At 72.2% G+C, this 18,991-nt stretch carries 17 protein-coding genes; 7 read left to right on the forward strand and 10 right to left on the reverse strand.

The window, feature by feature from the left end:
* Positions 1–106: 106 nt before the first annotated feature.
* From ACI2L1_RS38930 to ACI2L1_RS38950, 5 genes are all read right to left on the reverse strand, one after another.
* Complete coding sequence (locus ACI2L1_RS38930) at positions 107–1,678, reverse strand: phytoene desaturase family protein (RefSeq protein WP_404744177.1); 1,572 nt, start codon at positions 1,676–1,678, stop codon at positions 107–109.
* Positions 1,679–1,732: 54 nt separating this feature from the next.
* The gene (locus ACI2L1_RS38935) at positions 1,733–3,982 is read right to left on the reverse strand and encodes a tetratricopeptide repeat protein (protein ID WP_404744178.1); all 2,250 of its coding nucleotides are present in this window, start codon (positions 3,980–3,982) and stop codon (positions 1,733–1,735) included.
* A gap of 62 nt (positions 3,983–4,044) precedes the next feature.
* Positions 4,045–4,890 carry an oxygenase MpaB family protein gene (locus ACI2L1_RS38940; protein WP_404744179.1) on the reverse strand — a complete coding sequence of 282 codons (846 nt, stop codon included), beginning with the start codon at positions 4,888–4,890 and terminating at the stop codon, positions 4,045–4,047.
* A 9-nt stretch (positions 4,891–4,899) separates the two neighbouring features.
* Positions 4,900–6,111, reverse strand: a complete 1,212-nt coding sequence (locus ACI2L1_RS38945; RefSeq protein ID WP_404744180.1) for an acyl-CoA dehydrogenase family protein — start codon at positions 6,109–6,111, stop codon at positions 4,900–4,902.
* A gap of 107 nt (positions 6,112–6,218) precedes the next feature.
* On the reverse strand, positions 6,219–6,593 hold the full coding sequence (locus tag ACI2L1_RS38950) for a ferredoxin (protein ID WP_404744181.1): 375 nt from the start codon (positions 6,591–6,593) through the stop codon (positions 6,219–6,221).
* Between the two features lie 96 nt (positions 6,594–6,689).
* On the opposite strand from ACI2L1_RS38950, the gene ACI2L1_RS38955 reads away from it, so the two are divergent.
* Complete coding sequence (locus ACI2L1_RS38955) at positions 6,690–7,067, forward strand: DUF6479 family protein (RefSeq protein ID WP_404744182.1); 378 nt, start codon at positions 6,690–6,692, stop codon at positions 7,065–7,067.
* Positions 7,068–7,116: 49 nt separating this feature from the next.
* On the opposite strand, the gene ACI2L1_RS38960 is transcribed toward ACI2L1_RS38955, so the two are convergent.
* Together ACI2L1_RS38960 and ACI2L1_RS38965 are read right to left on the reverse strand one after the other, a co-directional pair.
* Positions 7,117–8,850 carry a glycoside hydrolase family 15 protein gene (locus tag ACI2L1_RS38960; RefSeq protein ID WP_404744183.1) on the reverse strand — a complete coding sequence of 578 codons (1,734 nt, stop codon included), beginning with the start codon at positions 8,848–8,850 and terminating at the stop codon, positions 7,117–7,119.
* A 203-nt stretch (positions 8,851–9,053) separates the two neighbouring features.
* Positions 9,054–10,688, reverse strand: a complete 1,635-nt coding sequence (locus ACI2L1_RS38965) for an MFS transporter (RefSeq protein WP_404744184.1) — start codon at positions 10,686–10,688, stop codon at positions 9,054–9,056.
* A gap of 150 nt (positions 10,689–10,838) precedes the next feature.
* Here ACI2L1_RS38965 and ACI2L1_RS38970 point away from each other — a divergent pair, with 150 nt between their 5' ends.
* The gene (locus ACI2L1_RS38970; protein WP_404744185.1) at positions 10,839–11,834 is read left to right on the forward strand and encodes an Lrp/AsnC family transcriptional regulator; all 996 of its coding nucleotides are present in this window, start codon (positions 10,839–10,841) and stop codon (positions 11,832–11,834) included.
* A gap of 168 nt (positions 11,835–12,002) precedes the next feature.
* Here the strand turns inward: ACI2L1_RS38970 and ACI2L1_RS38975 are convergent, their stop codons facing one another.
* On the reverse strand, positions 12,003–12,884 hold the full coding sequence (locus ACI2L1_RS38975) for an LLM class flavin-dependent oxidoreductase (RefSeq protein WP_404744186.1): 882 nt from the start codon (positions 12,882–12,884) through the stop codon (positions 12,003–12,005).
* 180 nt (positions 12,885–13,064) lie between these two features.
* On the opposite strand from ACI2L1_RS38975, the gene dhaK reads away from it, so the two are divergent.
* From dhaK to ACI2L1_RS38990, 3 genes are read left to right on the forward strand one after another with little or no spacing between them, the layout of a single operon-like run.
* Positions 13,065–14,057, forward strand: coding sequence for a dihydroxyacetone kinase subunit DhaK (gene dhaK / locus ACI2L1_RS38980; protein ID WP_404744187.1), 993 nt, complete (start codon positions 13,065–13,067; stop codon positions 14,055–14,057).
* 37 nt (positions 14,058–14,094) lie between these two features.
* On the forward strand, positions 14,095–14,694 hold the full coding sequence (gene dhaL / locus ACI2L1_RS38985) for a dihydroxyacetone kinase subunit DhaL (protein ID WP_404744188.1): 600 nt from the start codon (positions 14,095–14,097) through the stop codon (positions 14,692–14,694).
* On the forward strand, positions 14,687–15,097 hold the full coding sequence (locus ACI2L1_RS38990; protein ID WP_404744189.1) for a PTS-dependent dihydroxyacetone kinase phosphotransferase subunit DhaM: 411 nt from the start codon (positions 14,687–14,689) through the stop codon (positions 15,095–15,097). Before dhaL ends, ACI2L1_RS38990 begins: the two co-directional genes overlap by 8 nt.
* A 207-nt stretch (positions 15,098–15,304) precedes the next feature.
* Here ACI2L1_RS38990 and ACI2L1_RS38995 read toward each other — a convergent pair whose 3' ends face one another.
* Positions 15,305–15,937 (reverse strand): TetR/AcrR family transcriptional regulator, encoded by a 633-nt coding sequence (locus ACI2L1_RS38995; RefSeq protein WP_404744190.1) that lies wholly within the window; start codon positions 15,935–15,937, stop codon positions 15,305–15,307.
* Positions 15,938–16,089: 152 nt separating this feature from the next.
* Between ACI2L1_RS38995 and ACI2L1_RS39000 the strand changes: the two genes are divergently transcribed.
* The gene (locus ACI2L1_RS39000; protein WP_404744191.1) at positions 16,090–16,851 is read left to right on the forward strand and encodes an SDR family NAD(P)-dependent oxidoreductase; all 762 of its coding nucleotides are present in this window, start codon (positions 16,090–16,092) and stop codon (positions 16,849–16,851) included.
* A gap of 43 nt (positions 16,852–16,894) precedes the next feature.
* Here the strand turns inward: ACI2L1_RS39000 and ACI2L1_RS39005 are convergent, their stop codons facing one another.
* Positions 16,895–17,590 carry a glycoside hydrolase family 75 protein gene (locus tag ACI2L1_RS39005; RefSeq protein ID WP_404744192.1) on the reverse strand — a complete coding sequence of 232 codons (696 nt, stop codon included), beginning with the start codon at positions 17,588–17,590 and terminating at the stop codon, positions 16,895–16,897.
* A gap of 350 nt (positions 17,591–17,940) precedes the next feature.
* Here ACI2L1_RS39005 and ACI2L1_RS39010 point away from each other — a divergent pair, with 350 nt between their 5' ends.
* Positions 17,941–18,927, forward strand: coding sequence for a fibronectin type III domain-containing protein (locus ACI2L1_RS39010; protein ID WP_404744193.1), 987 nt, complete (start codon positions 17,941–17,943; stop codon positions 18,925–18,927).
* Positions 18,928–18,991 lie beyond the last annotated feature (64 nt).

The following is an 18,991-nucleotide window of genomic DNA, read 5'->3' on the forward strand; positions in this document are numbered from 1 at the left end:
CAGGTCGACGACTGGGAGGCCGCTGTCCGCTCGTACGTCACCGGGGCCCTGCTCCAGGTCGACGGTGGCAGCCGGGGCTGAGTGAACGGGCACGCGCGCGTGGCGGTCAGTCGCCCAGCTCTTCCAGCACGGCCATCGCGGCGTTGTGCCCCGGCACCCCGCTCACCCCGCCGCCGCGCACGGCGCCCGCCCCGCACAGCAGCACGTTCGGGTGCCGGGTCTCCACGCCCCAGCGCCCGGCGTCCTCCTGGGCGTACGGCCAGGACAGCTCGCGGTGGAAGATGTTGCCGCCGGGCAGCCGCAGCTCCCGCTCCAGGTCGAGCGGGGTCTTGGCCTCGATGCAGGGCCTGCCGTCCGCGTCGGTGGCCAGGCAGTCGGCCAGCGGCTCGGCGAGGTGGGCGTCGAGCTGGGCGAGGGTCGACTTGAGGAGTGCGTCGCGTACGGCGTCGTTGTCCCGTTCGAAGAGCCGGGCCGGGGTGTGCAGGCCGAACAGGGTGAGCGTCTGGTAGCCCTGCTCGACGAGGTCCGGGCCGAGGATGGTCGGGTCGGTGAGCGAGTGGCAGTAGATCTCGGAGGGCGGGGCGGTGGGGAGTTGTCCCGCGTCGGCCTGGGCATGGGCGGTGGCCAGCTGTTGGTAGCCCTCGGCGATGTGGAAGGTGCCGGAGAACGCCTCGCGGGGATCGACCTCGGTGTCGCGCAGCCGCGGGAGCCGCTTGAGGAGCATGTTGACCTTGAGCTGGGCACCCTCGGCGGGGGCGGGCGGCCGGTCGCCGGTGAGAGCGGCGAGTTCCTGCGGGGAGGCGTTGACGAGGACGTGCCGGGCGCCGACCACTCCCTCGCCGTCGGCGGTGCGGTACGTGATCTCCGCCGATCGGCCGTCCGTGGAGATCCCCACGGCCTCGTGCCCGGTGGCGAGGACCGCGCCCGCGTCCCGTGCCGCTTTGGCCAGGGCGTCGGTGAGGGCACCCATGCCGCCGACGGGGACGTCCCAGGCTCCGGTGCCGCCGCCGATCACGTGGTAGAGGAAGCAGCGGTTCTGGCCTAGCGAGGGGTCGTGGGCGTCGGCGAACGTCCCGATGAGGGCGTCGGTCAGAACCACGCCCCGGACCAGGTCGTCGGAGAAACGGTCCTCCACGGCCACCCCGATCGGCTCCTCGAACAGGACCCGCCATGCCTCCTCGTCGTCCACCCGCAGCCGCAGTTCGTCACGCGTGGGCAGGGGCTCGGTGAGTGTGGGGAACACCCGCTGGGCCACCCGGCCCGTCATGTCGTAGAACCGCTGCCAGGCGGCGTACTCGAGCTCGCCGCCGGTGAGTCGGGCGAAGGCCTCCCTGGTACGCCGCTCACCACCGCCGACGAGCAGTCCGGTGGGGCGTCCGTCGCGTTCCACGGGGGTGTACGACGACACGTTCCGCGTCCGGACGCGGAAGTCGAGGCCGAGATCCCGGACGATCTTCCTGGGCAGCAGGCTGACCAGATACGAGTACCGCGACAGCCGTGCGTCCACCCCGGCGAAGGGCCGCGTGGAGACCGCGGCACCGCCGGTGTTCCCGAGCCGCTCCAGCACCAGCACGGACCGGCCGGCCCGGGCCAGATAAGCGGCGGCGACCAGTCCGTTGTGGCCCCCGCCGACGATGACGGCGTCGTAGCCGCGGTGACGTCCCTCGAGTGCAGGCATGGTTCTTCGTAACACGGGTGATCCAGGTCGGCCAGAGGGGGGACGGCACCCAGGTCACTGCGCGCCCGACGCCCTCTGTTGGCGCAGGACCGCGACCCTTCGGTAGAGCTCCACCGCCTCGGCGCCTCGTCCGAGCTGTTCCAGGCAGTGGGCCTCGTCGTTGCGGCTGGCCAGGGTGTCGGGGTGGTCGGCGCCGAGGACGCGTTCGCGGGCGGTGGCGACCCGTCGGTACTCGGTGAGGGCGTCCGCCCAGCGACCCAGCCAGCCGAGGCCCACGGCGACCTCGCGGCGGCTGACCAGGGTGTCCGGGTGGTCGGGACCGAGGACGCGCTCGCGGATCGCGCACACGTCGCGGGACTCGGCGAGGGCCTCCTCCCAGCGGCCGAGGCGGCCGAGGTTGACGCCGAGGCCGTGGCGGGCGCGGAGCGTCTCCGGATGGGCCGGGCCCTGGATGCGGGTGCGGTCCTCGATCAGGTCGCGGTAGAGCTGGAGCGCGTCGGCGCTGCGGCCGAGGCGGCCCAGGCTGATGCCGACCTCGTAGCGGGCGGAGAGGGTGTCCGGATGGTCGGGACCGAGGGCCTGGGCTCGGGCCTCGGCGACCTCGTGGTACGTCTGCAGGGCTTCTGTCCAGCGGCCCAACTGACCGAGAGCGTAGGCGACTTCGTAGCGGGTGACCAGTGTGTCGGGGTGGTGCGGGCCGAGTACCCGGGCGCGGGCGGCGGCCACCTCGCAGGCCATCCGGTACGAGTCCTCCAGACGGCCGAGTCTGCTGAGGTTGAAGGCGAGGTTGTGGCGGCAGCGCAGGGTGTCGGGGTGGTCGGGGCCCATGCCGCGCTCGCGGGCGGCGAGCACCGAGTTGTAGACCTGGTGGGCGTCGAAGTGGCGGCCCAACTGGCCCAGTACGTACGCCATTTCCTGGCGGGCGGCGAGGGTGTCGGGGTGGTCCGCGCCCAGGGCGCGGGTTCTGCTCGCGGCCACGTGTTTGTACTCGCGCAGGGCGTCGGCGGCGCGGCCGGTGCGGCTGAGGGTGAAGGCGACCTCGTAGCGGCTGGCCAGCGTGTCCGGGTGGTCGGGGCCGAGCAGGTGTTCGCGTTCGGCGGCGACCGCGCGGTGCACCTCTCCGGCCTCGGCCCAGCGGCCCAGGCGCCCGAGGCTGAGCCCGGCGTTGTGCCGTCCGGCGAGCGCGGTGACCGCCTGCGCGGAGGGCACGGGCGGCTCGTCCGGCACGGGCGCCTCGGTACGGCCGGTGGCGGAGCGGGCGATCCACTCGCCGGTGAGACCGGCTCCCGCGTCCGGGGGTGTGGTGGTGAGACCCGCGCCGGTCGCCTTGTGGCCGGTGGTCATACCGCGAGTCCAGGACGGCAGCCGGGTCTCCTGGGGGCGGGCGGGGTCGGGCAGCTCCTGCCTCCGGAAGTCGGGCTGCGGCGTCACCACGGTGGGCACATACGCCGGTGTCGTACGGCCCAGAGTGATCCGGCGGCCCAACTCACGGGCGTCGTGCGGGCGTTGTTCGGGCTGTTTCGCCAGCAGGTCGAGGATGACCTTGTCGAGGTACTCGGGGAGCTCGGCGCGGTGGCTGCGCGGCGGCCGGGGCGGGGTGTCGCGGTGACCGACGAGGATCGCCCAGGCGTCCTCCAGGTCGAAGGGCGGTGCCCCGGTGGCGATCTCGTACAGCACGCATCCCAGGGAGTACAGGTCGCTGCGCTGGTCGACCTCGGAACCCCCTATCTGCTCCGGCGACATGTAGTGCGGGGTGCCCATGGCGATGCCGGTGCCGGTCAGCCGGGAGGTGAAGTCGACGTCGTGGCCGAGGCGGGCGATGCCGAAGTCGCAGATCTTCACGGTGCCGTCGGTGAGGCGGACGATGTTCGCGGGCTTGAGGTCCCGGTGCACGATGCCCTGCCGGTGGGTGTAGGCGAGCGCCGCGGCCACCTGGTCCGCGATCTCGACGACGTCCGCGACGGGCAGCGGGTGTTGTTTGTTGTCCTCCAGGAGCTGGCTGAGGTTGCGGCCGTCCAGGAGCTCCATGACGAGGTAGAGCACCCCGTCGGACTCGCCGAAGTCATGGACGACGGTCACCCCGCGGTGGCTGAGGGCCGCGGCCACTCGCGCCTCGCGGCGGAACCGCTCCCTAAGGACCCGGGTGAACGTCTGGTCGTGCTGCCCGCCCAGCGGCTTGAGGCACTTCACGGCGACGTGGCGGCCCAGCGACTCGTCGCGGGCCCGCCACACCTCGCCCATGCCCCCGCGTCCGATCAGATCGAGCAGTCGGTACCGCCCCTGGATGAGCCTGCTGTCCCCCATCTGCTGCGACCGCCCCCGTAAAAGTTCGCCCCGCCCTCCCCTGGCCCGTCCAGTATGGCGACCTATCGTCCGAGTTTGTACGGGGCAGGCCGGGAGCCCGGGCCGAGCCGTGTCATGGCCCGGAGGATGTGTTTGGGCGGGAGTTGCCAGCGCAGACGTGCGGGAACACAGCGCAGCAGGGTGCCGGTGGCGCGCAACTGGCGGGTGACGGTGGTGGGTTCGGGGGCTTTCCTGCCGTACAACTCGTGGGCGTACGGCGGCAGGGCGGCGTATGCCAGGTGCGCCACGCGCCGCCACAGCACCTCGCGCGCCGGGACGAGGAGGGGGTGCGTCGGCGGGCGGAGGAGGAAGTCGTCCACTTCGCGGGCCTCGGGCGTAGCGGCGAGTTCGGGGCGCACCTTCTCGAAGTAGGCGGCCATCTCGGCCTGGTTCGCCGGTACGGCGTCCGGGTCCAGGCCCACCAGGCGGGCGCTGACCCGGTGTTCGGCCAGGTAGCGGTCCGCCTGCTCGTCGGTGAGGCGGAAGCCGGAGCGGCGGGCGACCTGGAGATAGGAGTCGATCTCGGCGCAGTGCACCCAGAGCAGGAGTTCGGGTTCGTCGACTCCGTAGCGTTCGCCGGTGTCGGGGTCGGTCGCCCCGAGCATGGTGTGGATCTTCCGGACCCGGGCACCGGCCCTCTCGGCGGCCTCGGCGGTGCCGTAGGTCGTGGCGCCGACGAAGTTGGCGGTGCGCATCAGCCGGCCCCAGGCGTCCTGCCTGAAGTCGGAGTTCTGCATGACTCCGCGCACGGCACGGGGATGCAGTGCCTGGAGGTAGAGCGCGCGGACGCCGGCGACCCACATCATCGGGTCGCCGTGCATCTGCCAGGTCACGGACGATGGACCGAACAAGCCCGGATCACCGGTCATGTCGGCAGGCTAACGCCGTACGCGCGGCATACCCAGGCCGATCCACGAGATGATCTCCCGCTGGATCTCGTTGTTTCCGCCGCCGAAGGTGAAGATCACCGCCGAGCGGTAGCCGCGTTCCAGTTCACCGTGCAGGACGTCACCGGCCGAGCCCTCCTTCAGCGCGCCGGCCGCCGCGACGATCTCCATGAGCCACGCGTAGGCGTCCCGGCGGGCCTCGGAGCCGTAGACCTTGACGGCGGAGGCGTCCTGTGGGGTGAGAGTGCCGTCCTGGACGGCGTTCACCATCCGCCAGTTGAGGAGTTTGAGCGCGTCGAGGCGGGTGTGGGTCTGGGCGAGACGGCGGCGCACCCAGGGCAGGTCGATCACACGTCGGCCGTCGGCGAGCTTGGTCTCGCCCGCCCAGCGCTGCACGTTCCGCAGGGCGCGAATCGCCATGGTGCCGTGGGCGGCGAGGGTGACCCGCTCGTGGTTGAGCTGGTTGGTGATCAGCCGCCAGCCCTGGTTCTCCGCGCCGACCCGGTGGGAGACCGGGACGCGGACGTTCTCGTAGTAGCTGGCCGTGGTGTCGTGCGAGGCGAGGGTGTTGATGACGGTGCAGGAGTAGCCCGGGTCGGTGGTCGGCATCAGGAGCATGGTGATGCCCTTGTGCGGCGGGGCGTCCGGGTCGGTGCGGACGGCGAGCCAGACCCAGTCGGCGGTGTCGCCGTTGGTGGTCCAGATCTTGTGGCCGTTGACGACGTACTCGTCGCCATCCCGCACCGCGCGCGTCTTCAAGGAGGCCAGGTCGGTGCCCGCGTCGGGCTCGCTGTAGCCGATCGCGAAGTCGATCTCGCCGGAGAGGATGCGCGGCAGGAACCAGGATTTCTGTTCCTCGGTGCCGTACTGCATGATCGTCGGCCCGACGGTGTTGAGGGCCATCAGCGGCAGCGGTACGCCTGCCTGGGCGGCCTCGTCGAAGAAGATGAACTGTTCCATCGCGGTCAGGCCGCGGCCGCCGTACTCCTTGGGCCAGCCCACGCCGAGCCAGCCGTCCGTGCCGAGGCGGCGGATGGTGTCGCGGTAGAAGCGTTTCTGGGCGTCCCGGTCGGTGATGGGGGCACCTCCCACGCCTTTCGGGCTGTGGGGGAGGGCGTGCGCGTTGTCGGGGACCAGCTCCGCGAAGTAGGTGCGCAGTTCGGTGCGCAGCCGTCGCTGCTCGGGGGTGTGGTCGAGATGCACGGCGCCTCCAGGCTCCCAGGCCGGTCCTGACGGCGCACACGGTAGAACGTGTTCCAGAAATTGGGAACGGTCAGGAGAGGGTCCGTGTCGGGCGCGGGAGGGCTGTTTCAGACCAGGGTCGCCATGAAGTCCGTGCACGCCTGGGCGCACTCACGGCACGCCTTGGCGGCGTCCTCGTTGCCGTCGTGCCGGTCGAGGACCTGTGCGCACTCCAGGCAGACCGAGCGGCACCACTCCAGCTGGACGCGGATGCCGGCCTCGTCGAGATGGTTCTCCTCGGACAGCACGCGGCAGGTCGCGTCGCACACCTCCGCGCACATGATGCCCTTGCGGCGCAGTAGTTCCTGCTCCTCGGTCCCGTCCGGATCGACCAGGCTCGCACGCAGCGCGCAGGCCCGCGCACACTCGGTGCAGGCCTGGGCACACGCGAAGCGGTCCTCAAGAAACCGGAAGAGCTCCTGTTGGGAAGTCGTCGTCGTCACACCGGCCGGGTAGCCGTGCGCGGAAGGGCCAAACCCTGACTTTCGCGACGCCGGGGCGGCTCGGTTCACCCCGGGTGCCAGGGGTACTCGCGTGGCATGAACCAAGCCGTGAACACCGAATGGATGAACATGGCCGCGGGCCGGGGCGCCCTCGCGGTCGGCGTGATCGTCGCGGGTGTGGTGGTCGTGGCGGTCCTGATCGGCGCCTTCTGGCTGGGCGCCCGCGTCAGGCGCCGGGAGTCGCCCCCGCCCACGCCCGAGGAGCAGCCGAGGCTGCCGGAGAGCGGTCCGGTCCGTGAGGTCAGGGAGAACCGGGAACCCGACGAGGTGCCCAGGAGCGAGACCCGGCTGACCCCTCACGAACTGCCGAACCACGGCAACAGTCCGACCCGGACGGGCCCGCCGCGAGAACGGCCTCGTTGGAACGAGGGCGGCAGCGGCTCGTTCGGCAGCGGTGGGCCGGGGCGCGGCTGACGCCCACGGCCCCCCTGCCACGTACTGCCTGCTGGAGGCGGGCGCCCGGTCACTCACCGAGCCGGGCGGCCGTCTCCAGCAGCAGTGCGTGGACGAAGGCCTGCGGGAGGTTGCCGCGCAGCTGACGCTGGGCGATGTCGAACTCCTCGGCGTACAGGCCGGACGCCCCGCAGGCACCGCGGTTGCGTTCGAACCAGCGGTACGCCTCGACGGTCCGGCCCTGCTGGTGCTCGGCGAGCGCCATGACGAACCCGCACAGCAGGAAGGCACCCTCCGCCTCCTCCAACGGCCTCTCGTCATGACGGAAGCGATAGAGGAAGTGGTCGTCGGCCAGTTCCCGACGGCACGCGGCGAGGGTGGCCCGGGTGCGCGGATCGGCGGCGGGCAGCGCACCACGTACACCGGGCAGCAGCAGGGCGGCGTCCACCGACGGGTCGTCGGGGGTGCGCTGCCAGTGCCCGTCGGGGTGGAGACAGGACCGCTCGGCGGCGTCGAGGAGCGTGTCGGCCAGGGCGGTGCAGGTCTCGGCGAGCGGGTGGCGGGGCGCCGCGGCGGCCACGGCACGCAGGCCCGCGACGCAGATGAGCCTGCTGTGGGTCCAGTGCCGTTCCTTCAACTCCCAGATTCCCGCGTCCGGTTGACGCCACCGGTCCGCGACGGCCCGTACGGCGATCTCCACGGCCTTCCAGTGGCCCTCGTCGAGCCGCCCGTGGCGTTCGGCGGCGGCCAGCAGCAGGAGCGCCTCGCCGAAGCAGTCGAGTTGGAACTGGTTTCCCACCTGGTTGCCGACGCGGTCGAAGCCGCCCGGATAGCCGGGCAGATCGAGGTCGCGCTGGGCGGGAACCGGATCGCCGTGCACGGTGTAGGCGGGCACCAGGCGTGCCCCGTCAGCGTGCAGGCGTGCGGTGACGAAGCCGACGGCCGCGTCCAGCAGGTCGTGGGCCCCGACGGCGGCCGCGGCCTGTCCTGCGAAGCTCTGGTCGCGGATCCACACGTACCGGTAGTCGTAGTTGCGGCCCTCCTCGGCCCGCTCGGGCAGGCTGGTGGTCGCCGCCGCGACCATGCCGCCGCCCTGTGTGGTGAGGCCGCGCAGGACGGCGTACGCCCGCCGCGCGTCACCGGGGGCCACCGTGCGGTCGAGCGCGGGAACCGTCTCCTGCCAGGCCGCCTCGGTGGCCGCCCAGGCCCGCTCCGGCCGCGGCGGCTCGGCGGGCAGTGGCGCTACGGCGCACTCCAGGACGAGGTCGTGTCGCTCGCCGGGTTCGAGCTCGATGTCGGCGGTGAGGCCGCGTTCGTCGGCGACGGCGTGTGCGGCGCCCTGCCAGCGCAGGCGGTGCCTGCCGGTCCGTAGCTCCCACACCCCGTCGTCGCCGCGGCGGACGGAGTCGGGAGAGGCCGCGCCGTAGTCACTGCGCGGGTCCAGGACGACGGACAGACGGGCGGGCCCGTCGACCGCCCTCAGCTGCCGCAGCAGTACCAGCCTGTCCGGGTCGCCGGGAAAGGCCAGCGCCTCACGGCACTCGACGACTCCGCCGTCGGTGACCCAGCGGCTGCGCCAGATCAGCGAGCCCTCCTCGTAGTAGCCACCGAAGACGCACCGGCCCCTGGGGGTGATGGCGTACCCGCCCCGCCCGCCGACGAGCGCGGCGAACACCGCGTCGTCGTGCCAGGTGGGCGCGCACAGCCAGCCGACGACGCCATCGGGCCCGATGAGCGCCCCGCGCTCGCCGTCGGCCAGCAGCGCGTAGTCGTGCAGCGCGTGGGGCGGGAAGGGGGTGATCATGGCGTACGGGTACCCAGAGGGCGGCGAGGCCAACGGAGGGTGGCGTGCGGCGGGTCGAGGAGGGGCCGGGCGGACGGTCCGACCCCCGGATCCCACGGATCGGAACTCCGGGGGTCCGGGTGACCGAAGCCTGGGGCTGCCTGGTTGACCGAAGCCCGGGGAAGCCCGGTGGACTGCCCACCTCCGCTCGTCACTGAGGTCTGTCAGGCCTCCCGGCGCCCCTCGCTCCCGGCCACCGCCGTACTCACCCCGGCGGTGATCGCACCGGCCGCCGAGCTCGACGCCGCGACCTGCGTGGCCCCGGCAGCCCCACCACGGGGCCGACGCAGCAGCACCACCGCCACGACCGCGGCGAGCAGTGTGAGGGATCCGGCCACCGTCAGGCACAGCCGCAGCCCGTCCAGGAAGGCCTCGCCCAGGGCGCCCATGACCCGCCCCGTGTCCGGCCCGAGGTCGATCCCGGCCACCGCGCCCAGGCCCCCCTGGTCCGCTGCAGCGACGGCCCGTTCCCCCGTCGCCCCGGTCACCCCGGCGTCGGCGAGATGACCGGGGAGGGTGTCCAGTGCCCGGGTGGTCAGCAGCGCGCCCAGGACTGCCGGTCCGAGCGCGCCGCCGACCTGCCGGAAGGCGTTGTTGCCCGCCGCGGCCATACCGGCGAGGTGGTGCGGCACGGAGGCCACGGCCGTCGCCGTCATGGGGGTCATGACCGCGCCGAGGCCCAGCCCCAACGGCGCCAGCCGCCAGGCGAGGGACAGGAAGGAGGTGTCCGCGTCGACGCCGATCAGCGAGAACAGCGAGGCGGACACGACGAGCAGACCGCCCGCGATCAGCACGCGTGCCGATATCCGGTGCATGAGGCGACCCACGGGTCCGCCGACGAGGATGGCGCACGCGGTCACCACCAGCAGCCGCCAGCCCGCCTCCAGGGTGTCGAGCCGCTGCACCATCCCGAAGTAGAGGCTCAGCAGGAAGAAGAAGCCGATCAGCGCGAGGAAGGTGATCATCGCCACGAGCGTGGTGGCGGTGAAGGCCGGGCTGCGGAACAGCGCGAGGTCGAGCATCGGACTGTCACTGCGCCGCTCGGCGAGCACGAAGGCGGCGCCGCCGACTACGGCCACCGCCAGAGCGGCCAGCACCTTCGGGGCGGCGAAGGAGTCGGCTCCGCCCTCGATGACGCCGTAGACCAGTGCGGTGACCGCCATCGTGGCGGTGATCTGACCGGGCCAGTCGAGGCGTCGCTCGAAGGGCGCGCGCGAGTCGGTCAGCAGCCGGGCGGCGAAGACGGTCGCGAGCAGGGAGACAGGGATCGCCGGCAGGTAGATCCATCGCCAGGAGAAGTGGTCGAGAATCACTCCCGCGACGATCGGGCCGACGGCCAGCGCCAGCATGAGCGAGGCGGCCCACAGTCCGATGAACCTGCCGCGCTCGCGGTGGTCGGGCACCACGTGGCTGATCAGCGCGAGCGTGGTGGGCAGCAGCGTGGCCGCACCGAGTCCGGCGAATGCCTGCCCGATCCACAGCACCTGCACCGACTGCGCGGAAAGCGCGACGGCGGCGCCGGTCGCGGAGAAGAGCAGACCGGCCTGGAACACCTTCTTGCGCCCGTGGACGTCACCGACGACACCGGCGGTCAGGATGAACGCCGCCATGGGAAGGACGAACGCGTCCTGGACCCATGACAGTTGGGCGGTCGTCGCGTCCAGCGCCGACTGGATGGCGGGCAGGCTGACGGCGACCGTGGTGACCGGCAGATAGGCGACGAAGACGCCGAGGCAGGCCATGACGAGCGTGGCCGCCCGCCGGTCGGCCGGCCCGCTTGCCGGGGTCGTGACATTCACGGGGACTCTCCTCTACGGCGACGCGCGCCGCGGTCGTTCACTGGTTCTCGGGCGCTCCAGCATCGGCGACGCCGGTACGGATCCCCAACGTCACAGCCCCAAGTGAATACAAACCTCCACACCACCGCCCACACCTGCCAGACTTCCCTCATGGCCGACGAGATCAACAGGAAAATCCTCCGCGCACTGCACTACTCCCCCCGCGCTTCCTTCCGGCTCATCGGTGAGGTCGCCGGGGTGTCGGAGCAGACCGCGGCCCGCCGCTACCAGGCCCTGCGGCGCGAGGGTGTGATGCGGGTGGTGGGCCTGGTCAACCCGGAGGCGCAGGGGCTGGCGCGCTGGATCACCCGCATCCGCTGCCGCCCCGACCGGGTCGCCCCGCTCGCGGACGCCCTCACCCGCAGGCCCGACATCGCCTACCTCGGTCTCGCCTCCGGCGGTTCGGAGATCATCTGCATGATCCACTCACCGGTCGACGCCCACCGCGACGACATCCTGCTGCGGCAGCTGCCCAAGGCGGCCTCCGTGCTGGACGTCAGCATCGACCTGCTGATCCACCCCTTCGGCACCGACGGCATCTCGGAGTGGGGCGGATACGGCGGCCATCTCACCCCCGCCCAGGTGGACCTGCTCACCGCGGACCGTCCGCCCGCGCCCACCGGCCCGCACGACCCGCCCACCGCCGAGGACACCCCGCTCCTCGACGCCCTCGCCGACGACGGCCGTACCACCCACACCCGGCTCGCCGAACTCACCGGCTGGTCCAAGGCACGCGTCGCCCGCCGGCTTGAGGCCCTGGAGTCCTCGGGCGTTCTCTCCTACGACGTCGAGCTGCTCCCCGAGCACCTGGGCCACCACCTCAACGCCACCGTCTGGCTGCGCGTCGCCCCGGCCCATCTCCACCGGGTCGGCGAGGAGTTGGCGGGCCATGACGAGGTGGCCTTCGCCGGCGCCATGAGCGGCGACCACAACATCATGGTCATCGTCACCTGCCGTGACGCGGAGGACTTCTACCGCTACCTCACCACACGCATGGCCGCCGTCCCCGGCATCGATGCCTACAGCGTCAGCATCCGCGTACGCCGTCTCAAGCAGGCCGCGTCACTCATCGCGCACGGCAGACTGGTCCCTCCGGGACCGGTGTGAGACCGCGTCAGCACCCACCCGTGTCCGAGGCCGGCTCCGAGGCGGGATGGGCCGAGCCGACCCCCGGTTCCGGCATCCGTACGTCGAGTTCAGCGTCCGAGGTACGGATGACACGGGCATGGGCCTTGAGCCACACCGAGTGACGACGGCGTCTCCAGCGAAGCGGAATCAATCCCGATGGCGCCGGAAGGCCTTCAGTACGGCGTCGAGCTGGCTCAGTGGTTCGGCGCCGACGACGCGGAGGACGACCGTGTCGGCGCCCGCCGCCGACAGGGCGTGGATGTCCTCGGCGGCCTCCGTCGCCGTACCCGAGACGGTGAAGACCTCCTCCTGAGGGCGGCCGAGCCAGCCGCCGTGGCCCTCGGTGTGGGGGTGAAGGGTGTGGGCGACCTGGGCGGGGTCGTCACCGACGTGGCAGAAGGCGAAGACGTTCAGGGTGTGGTCGGCGCCTGGGCCGCCCTTGGCGATGAGCGCACGGGCGTGCTCCAGGTCGCGTGGGCCGTGACCCTCGGCTATCAGGGTGCCGTCCGCGACCCGGCCGGAGAGTTCGAGGGAGCGGGGGCGGACGACACCGGCGACGACGGGCGGGACCTCCGCCGGAGGATGGACCAACTGGACGCCGTCCAGGCGTACTTCACGGCCTTCCAGTTCGACCTTCTCGCCCCGCAGCAGTGCGCGCACCGCGGTGATCGTCTCCTCCAGGAGGGCCAGGGGCGACTGCGGCGCCACCCCCACCTGCTCCATCCACTCACGCACGCCGTGCCCGACCCCGGCCACCAGCCGGCCCGGGAACACCCTTGCCAGAGTGGCCAGTTCCATCGCCAGCAACGCCGGACTCCGCAACGGCGCGGGCGCGATCCCGATGCCCACCCGCAGCCGCCGCGTCGCGCCCAGCGCCACGGCCGCCGCGGACACCCCGCCGTTCCAGCCGAGGTCCTCGACGACCCACAGGTCGTCCACCCCGAGCGCCTCGGCCTGCCGCGCGAAGTCCGGCAGCCCCTCCGGCGCCCAGCCGCGGTCGTGCATGACACCGATCCGAAGGTTCGTCATACCTCGGAACCTACGCGGCGGGTGAGGTGGCGATCAACGGTGTTCACGATGGTGCTCGCCCCCGACGCCGTATCGGGTCGGCCTCCGCAACGCCATCCGCCGGGCGTGACCTTCACTGTCCCAAGGTCGATACTGCCGAGAGCAGCTCATGAGCCGACGTACATCCACCAGGAGGTACCCATGAAGATGTTGATCAACGTTCCGGAAACCGTGGTGGCGGACGCGCTGCGCGGGATGGCGGCCGCCCATCCGGAGTTGACCGTGGATGTCGACAACCGTGTGATCGTACGGCGGGACGCCCCCGTCGCCGGGAAGGTCGCCCTGGTCTCCGGTGGCGGCTCGGGGCATGAGCCGCTGCACGGCGGTTATGTCGGACCCGGCATGCTGTCCGCGGCCTGCCCCGGCGAGGTGTTCACGTCTCCGGTCCCCGACCAGATGGTCCGGGCCGCGGCCGCGGTGGACAGCGGGGCCGGTGTGCTGTTCATCGTGAAGAACTACACGGGTGACGTGCTCAACTTCGACATGGCGGCCGAACTCGCCGAGGACGAGGGCATCCAGGTCGCCAAGGTTCTCGTCAATGACGACGTGGCCGTCACCGACAGCCTCTACACGGCCGGTCGGCGCGGTACCGGGGCCACCCTGTTCGTGGAGAAGATCGCGGGTGCCGCGGCGGAGGAGGGGCAGCCGCTGGAGCGGGTGGAGGCGATCGCCCGCCAGGTCAACGAGAACTCCCGCAGTTTCGGCGTCGCGCTCAGCGCGTGCACCACGCCCGCCAAAGGCAGCCCTACCTTCGACCTGCCGGCCGGCGAGCTGGAACTGGGCGTCGGCATCCACGGTGAGCCCGGCCGGGAGCGGCGGTCGATGATGACCTCGCGGGAGATCGCCGACTTCTCCGTGCACGCGATCCTGGACGACATGAGCCCTCGCAACCCCGTGCTCGTCCTGGTCAACGGCATGGGCGCCACCCCGCTGCTTGAGCTGTACGGCTTCAACGCCGAGGTGCAGCGGGTGCTCACCGACCGCGGGGTCGCCGTCGCCCGCACCCTGGTCGGCAACTACGTCACCTCGCTCGACATGGCCGGCGCCTCGGTCACCCTGTGCCAGGTGGACGAGGAGCTGCTGCGGCTGTGGGACGCGCCGGTGAGGACGCCGGGGCTGCGCTGGGGAGTGTGAGCAGGCGATCAACGAACCGACCACGCAAGGAGATCCAGTGCTCGACGCCGACTTCTTCCGCCGTTGGATGACGGCGACCGCCGCCTCCGTCGACCGCGAGGCGGAACGGCTCACCGCCCTCGACTCCCCCATCGGGGACGCCGACCACGGCAGCAATCTGCAGCGCGGGTTCACCGCGGTGGCCGCCACTCTGGAGAAGGAGGACCCGGGCGCCCCGGGCGCGGTCCTCACCCTGGCCGGACGGCAGCTCATCTCGACGGTCGGCGGCGCTTCCGGGCCCTTGTACGGAACGCTGCTGCGACGGACCGGCAAGGCGCTCGGGGAGGCGGCCGAGGTCAGTGCGGAGCAGCTCACCGAGGCGTTGCGGGCGGGGGTGGAGGCGGTCATGACGCTGGGCGGGGCCGCGCCGGGCGACAAGACCATGATCGACACACTGGTGCCGGCCGTCGACGCGCTCGATACCGGGTTCGCCGCCGCGCGGACGGCCGCCGAGCAAGGGGCCCTGGCGACCACGCCGTTGCAGGCCCGCAAGGGCAGGGCGAGCTATCTCGGCGAGCGCAGCATCGGTCACCAGGACCCGGGCGCGACGTCGGCCTCCTTGCTGATCGCCGCTCTCGCGGAGGCCGCCGGTGAGTGACGCGAAGCTGGTCGGGATCGTGCTGGTGTCGCACAGCGCGGAGGTCGCCGCGTCCGTCGCGGAGCTGGCGAAGGGGCTCGCGGGCGGCGGCACGGAGGTACCGGTCGCTCCGGCCGGCGGCACCGAGGGCGGCGGGCTCGGTACGAGCTCGGAACTGATCGCCGCCGCGGCCGCCTCCGTGGACCGGGGTGCCGGGGTCGCCGTCCTGACCGACCTCGGCAGCGCGGTGCTCACCGTCAAGGCGCTGCTGGCCGAGGGCGACGAACTCCCGGACGGCACACGCCTGGTGGACGCCCCCTTCGTCGAGGGGGCGGTGGCCGCGGTGGTCACGGCGGCCACCGGAGCCGACCTCACGACGGTGGAGGCGGCCGCCGCGGAGGCGTACAGCTACCGGAAGGTGTGACGGGCCACCGGCACAGGGGCGGCTGCCCCTCCTAGTCGGCCGCCGCTATCTGCCCCCCTCCGACGCGACGGCGAAGGTGCGGCGGTCACGGCGGCCACCGGAGCCGACCTCACCACGGTGGAGGCGGCCGCCGCGGAGGCGTACAGCTACCGGAAGGTGTGACGGACCACCGTCGCGGGGACGGCTGCCCATCCCCGCCGACCGCCGCTACCTGACCCCCTCCGACGCGACGGCGAGGGCGGCGCGCAGTGTCTTCATCAGTTCGGCCTCCGCCGTCGCCCGCTCTGTGTCGGCGGTGCGCCAGGCGTGGTGCTCCACCGCCGCACGCAGGGCCGCGTTGAACATGGCGGCCTGGATCGCCGGTTCGAGTCCGTCGGCGGGAAGCCCGGCACGCTCGGCCAGGGCGCGGGCGAACGCCGGCTCGGCCTCGTAGTACGTCTGGAGCCAGACGGCACGCAAGCCGGGTTCGGTGCGGGTCAGGCGCACCAGGTCGCCGACCGTGGCCCGCTCGGGCCCGCTGAGGATGCCGATCTCGGTCGCCAGGGTGCGGTCGAAGAGCTGCTCCAGCGGCTGGTCGGGCGCCCACTCCCGCAGCAGGGCCGCGATCCTGTCGATGCCCTCCGAGAAGAGCGGCCGGACACAGCTCTCCTTGCTCGGGAAATAGCGCCAGACGGTTCGCGCGGAGACGCCGACCGCCTGGCCGATCTGTTCACCGGTGGTGGCCGCCACGCCCTGGGCGACGAACAGCTCCACCGCGACCCGGGCGATCTCCAGCCGTATCTCGGCCTTGCGCTCCTCGGTCAGGGGCGGTCGTCCCGTGCGCCCGCGGGGTGCGGTCATCAGTTCCTCCGGCTCCGGCGATCACATGTCCGTGCTTCCGGAAATTCTCCACCAAGATTTTATGTCACTCGCAGACAATAAATCGTAGGGTGGCGACAGCGCAGGGCGGAGCGCTCGCGCGGGCACCAGGCACTGATCGACAGGAGCACCACATGGCCGGCGAATTCGACGGACGCAGCGTCATCGTCACCGGAGCGGGTTCGGGCATCGGGCGCGCGGCCGCCCTGGCCTTCGCCGCCCAGGGCGCCCGGGTTCTGGTCGCGGACCTCAACGCCGCGGGCGCGCAGACGGTCGTCAAGGAGATCGACGACGCGGGCGGCACCGCGGTCGCGGTGACCGGCGACCTCAGCGAGCAGGCCGCGGTGGACGAAGTGACCCGGACCGCCGTGGAGCGCTTCGGCGGAGTGGACGTCCTGGTGAACAACGCCGGGATCATGGACCGGATGTCGGCGCTCGCGGACGTCAGCGACGCCGAGTGGGAGCGCGTCCTCCGGGTCAACCTGACCGCGCCCTTCCTGCTCACCCGGGCCGTGCTCCCGCACATGCTGGCGGCCGGCCGGGGCGCGATCGTGAACACGGCGTCCGAGGCCGGACTGCGCGGCAGCGCGGCGGGTGCCGCCTACACGGCCTCGAAGCACGGCGTGGTGGGTCTGACGAAGAACCTCGCGGTGATGTACCGCAAGCAGGGCATCCGCACCAACGCCATCGCCCCGGGCGGTACGGCGACGGGCATCGTCGTGGACGCCGAGCCGGGCGCCCACGGTCCGGCGGCCCTCGGTCCGCACTTCGTGAACCTCGGCAGGGTGTCCCAGCCCGAGGAGCAGGCCGCCGCGATCGTGTTCCTCGCCTCGGACGCGGCGAGCAACATCAACGGCGTGGTCCTGCCGGTGGACGACGGCTGGTCGGCCGTCTGACCGGACGGGTGCGCCCCGGCGAGCGAGTCGCACCCTTCGCGGCTCATCCGCCCTGTACGAACTTGCGGGCCAGCTGCTCCCCGAACGTCACGGCGGCCTCGTGGTCCTCGATCGGCGTCACCTGCGTGTCCTTGAAGACGATGTAGGTGACATCGGAGTCCGTGCCGCCGCCGCGCGGGTCGGCACGGATACCGAGACCCTTCGCGGTGGCGTAGGAGGCCTCGCCGATGATGTTCTGCGGACCGACGTCCCCGACGACCGCGTACTGCACCCGGTCCTCGTGGACGACGGCCGCGAGCGCACCGCCGCGCACTCCGTTGTCCCGGTGGTTCCAGATCCCGCTCGGCGTCGGGACCACGATGTACGGCAGGCGTTCGGCACTCAGAAAGCGGCCGTCGGACTGCTGGAAGGCGGTGGTGCCGGAGAACAGCGGGTCGGTGCGGCGGTTGCAGATGCGGCCGGGACGGCCGTCGCAGTCGATGTCCATGTCGGCCTTCCAGAACACGGCGTCCCTGGTGCCACAGACCGGAATGGTCGCGGGCATGTCTTCGTCCCTGCGGTAGCGGCCCGACGAGACGGGGGTGCAGTCCCGCACCCTGGCCAGCAGGTCGGCGGCCCGGACATCACCCTCGCCCTGGGCCACGGGCCCCGTCCGGGCGGCGAGGCCCATGGCGGGGGACAGCGTCGGGGCGAGCAGGGCGGCGGTTGCCGCGGCCAGCGTCAGCGACTGGGCACGCACGATGAGGGACCCTCTCCTGGGGGACGGTGACGCACACTCAGCCCAATCTGATGCTGGTTCAGCAGTGCGGCCACCACAGGAGGTCCGGACGGGGCAGGGGCCGGGGGGCCGAGCCCCCGGCGGACCCCGGCCTCCCGGCCACGCGTACCGGCGTGGGAACAGCGACGACAGCGGCCCACGCCACCGGCCCGAACTCCTCTTCCCCCAAAGAGAGTTCAGCCCTGAAGGGCTTCAGCATACGTAACTCCCCCGGGCTGGACCCACACAGTCCGCCCTCTTGAAGCGAGCACACCTTCGGCGCCATATTGGTCCGGACCATTGCCGCGGTGTCCTCCCCGGGAGGCAGAGACGTGCGAGTCGTTCCCGTTCCCCTCTGGCTCTGCGCCGCACTCGTGCTCGTCCCCTCCTGCGCGTGGGAGGGGCAGGACGGTGACGAGAGCGGTCGCCCGCCCGCCGCACCGGTGGGCGTCACCGCCGCCGCGGGCAGCGCGACCAGCGTGCACGTGATGTGGAACGCCGTGTCCTCGGAGGAGGGCGTCCATCGTTACGAGGTATATCGCGGCACCACGAAGATCGAGGCTGTGCCGGGTTCACAGCACATGGTGGATGTCACCAGGCTCAGGCCCTCCACCCCGTATGTCTTCACCGTGCGCGCCCGTGACACCGAGGGACGCCTCGGCCCACCCAGCCGCGAGGTGCGGGCGACGACTCCCGCGGTCTCGGTGGCGGACCGTTCGGCCCCGAGCCGCCCCGGGAAACTGCAGGGCCGAGCCGCGGGCAGCCGGGCCGTCCAGCTGTTCTGGTCCGCCTCGACGGACGACCGGGACGTGGTGTCGTACGACATCTACCAGGGCGGTATCAAGATCCACAGTGTGGGCGGCAACCAGACGGCGGCCGTGGTCACCGGGCTGCGTCCGGGCACCCGCTACGCCTTCACCGTCCGCGCCCGGGACGCGGCCGACAATCTCTCGTCGGCCGGAGCCACCGTCCACCTGACCACGCCGGGCAGCGACGACGGCCACGACACCGCGCCGACGGACTTCCGCGCCACGACACGGCTCGACGGTGACGGCGCGTACTACCTCGACCTGGCCTGGGTGCCGCCCCGCGCGGACGGTGTCGTCACGGAGTACCAGGTCCACCTCGACGGGGCGGCGGCCACCTCGCTCGTGTTCGGCGGAACGCCTCCGCGTGGGAGGACGACGTACAGCTTCTATCTGGGCCATGAGACCGGGGAGAGCCACCGGGTACGGATCCGGGCCCGGCTGCCCGACGGCACCTGGGGTGGCCTGTCGGCGGAGCGGAGGGTGACGACGGGCGCTGCCGCGGCGCCGTGACCGGACCCGCGCTTGCGCCGGACGAAGGACTCCGTCACCTGCACGGAGGCGCTCCGCGTGCGGG

It is taken from the genome of Streptomyces sp. NPDC019531 (assembly GCF_044903305.1).
Classification (GTDB): domain Bacteria; phylum Actinomycetota; class Actinomycetes; order Streptomycetales; family Streptomycetaceae; genus Streptomyces.

Coding starts and splice junctions, on each gene's coding strand:
- ACI2L1_RS38970 (WP_404744185.1), top strand. CDS start 10,839: ATGGCCGACGAGATCAACAGGAAAATCCTCCGCGCACTGCACTACTCC.
- ACI2L1_RS38975 (WP_404744186.1), bottom strand. CDS start 12,884: ATGACGAACCTTCGGATCGGTGTCATGCACGACCGCGGCTGGGCGCCG.
- ACI2L1_RS39000 (WP_404744191.1), top strand. CDS start 16,090: ATGGCCGGCGAATTCGACGGACGCAGCGTCATCGTCACCGGAGCGGGT.
- ACI2L1_RS38930 (WP_404744177.1), bottom strand. CDS start 1,678: ATGCCTGCACTCGAGGGACGTCACCGCGGCTACGACGCCGTCATCGTC.
- ACI2L1_RS38940 (WP_404744179.1), bottom strand. CDS start 4,890: ATGACCGGTGATCCGGGCTTGTTCGGTCCATCGTCCGTGACCTGGCAG.
- dhaK (WP_404744187.1), top strand. CDS start 13,065: ATGAAGATGTTGATCAACGTTCCGGAAACCGTGGTGGCGGACGCGCTG.
- ACI2L1_RS38935 (WP_404744178.1), bottom strand. CDS start 3,982: ATGGGGGACAGCAGGCTCATCCAGGGGCGGTACCGACTGCTCGATCTG.
- ACI2L1_RS38995 (WP_404744190.1), bottom strand. CDS start 15,937: ATGACCGCACCCCGCGGGCGCACGGGACGACCGCCCCTGACCGAGGAG.
- ACI2L1_RS38960 (WP_404744183.1), bottom strand. CDS start 8,850: ATGATCACCCCCTTCCCGCCCCACGCGCTGCACGACTACGCGCTGCTG.
- ACI2L1_RS38955 (WP_404744182.1), top strand. CDS start 6,690: ATGAACCAAGCCGTGAACACCGAATGGATGAACATGGCCGCGGGCCGG.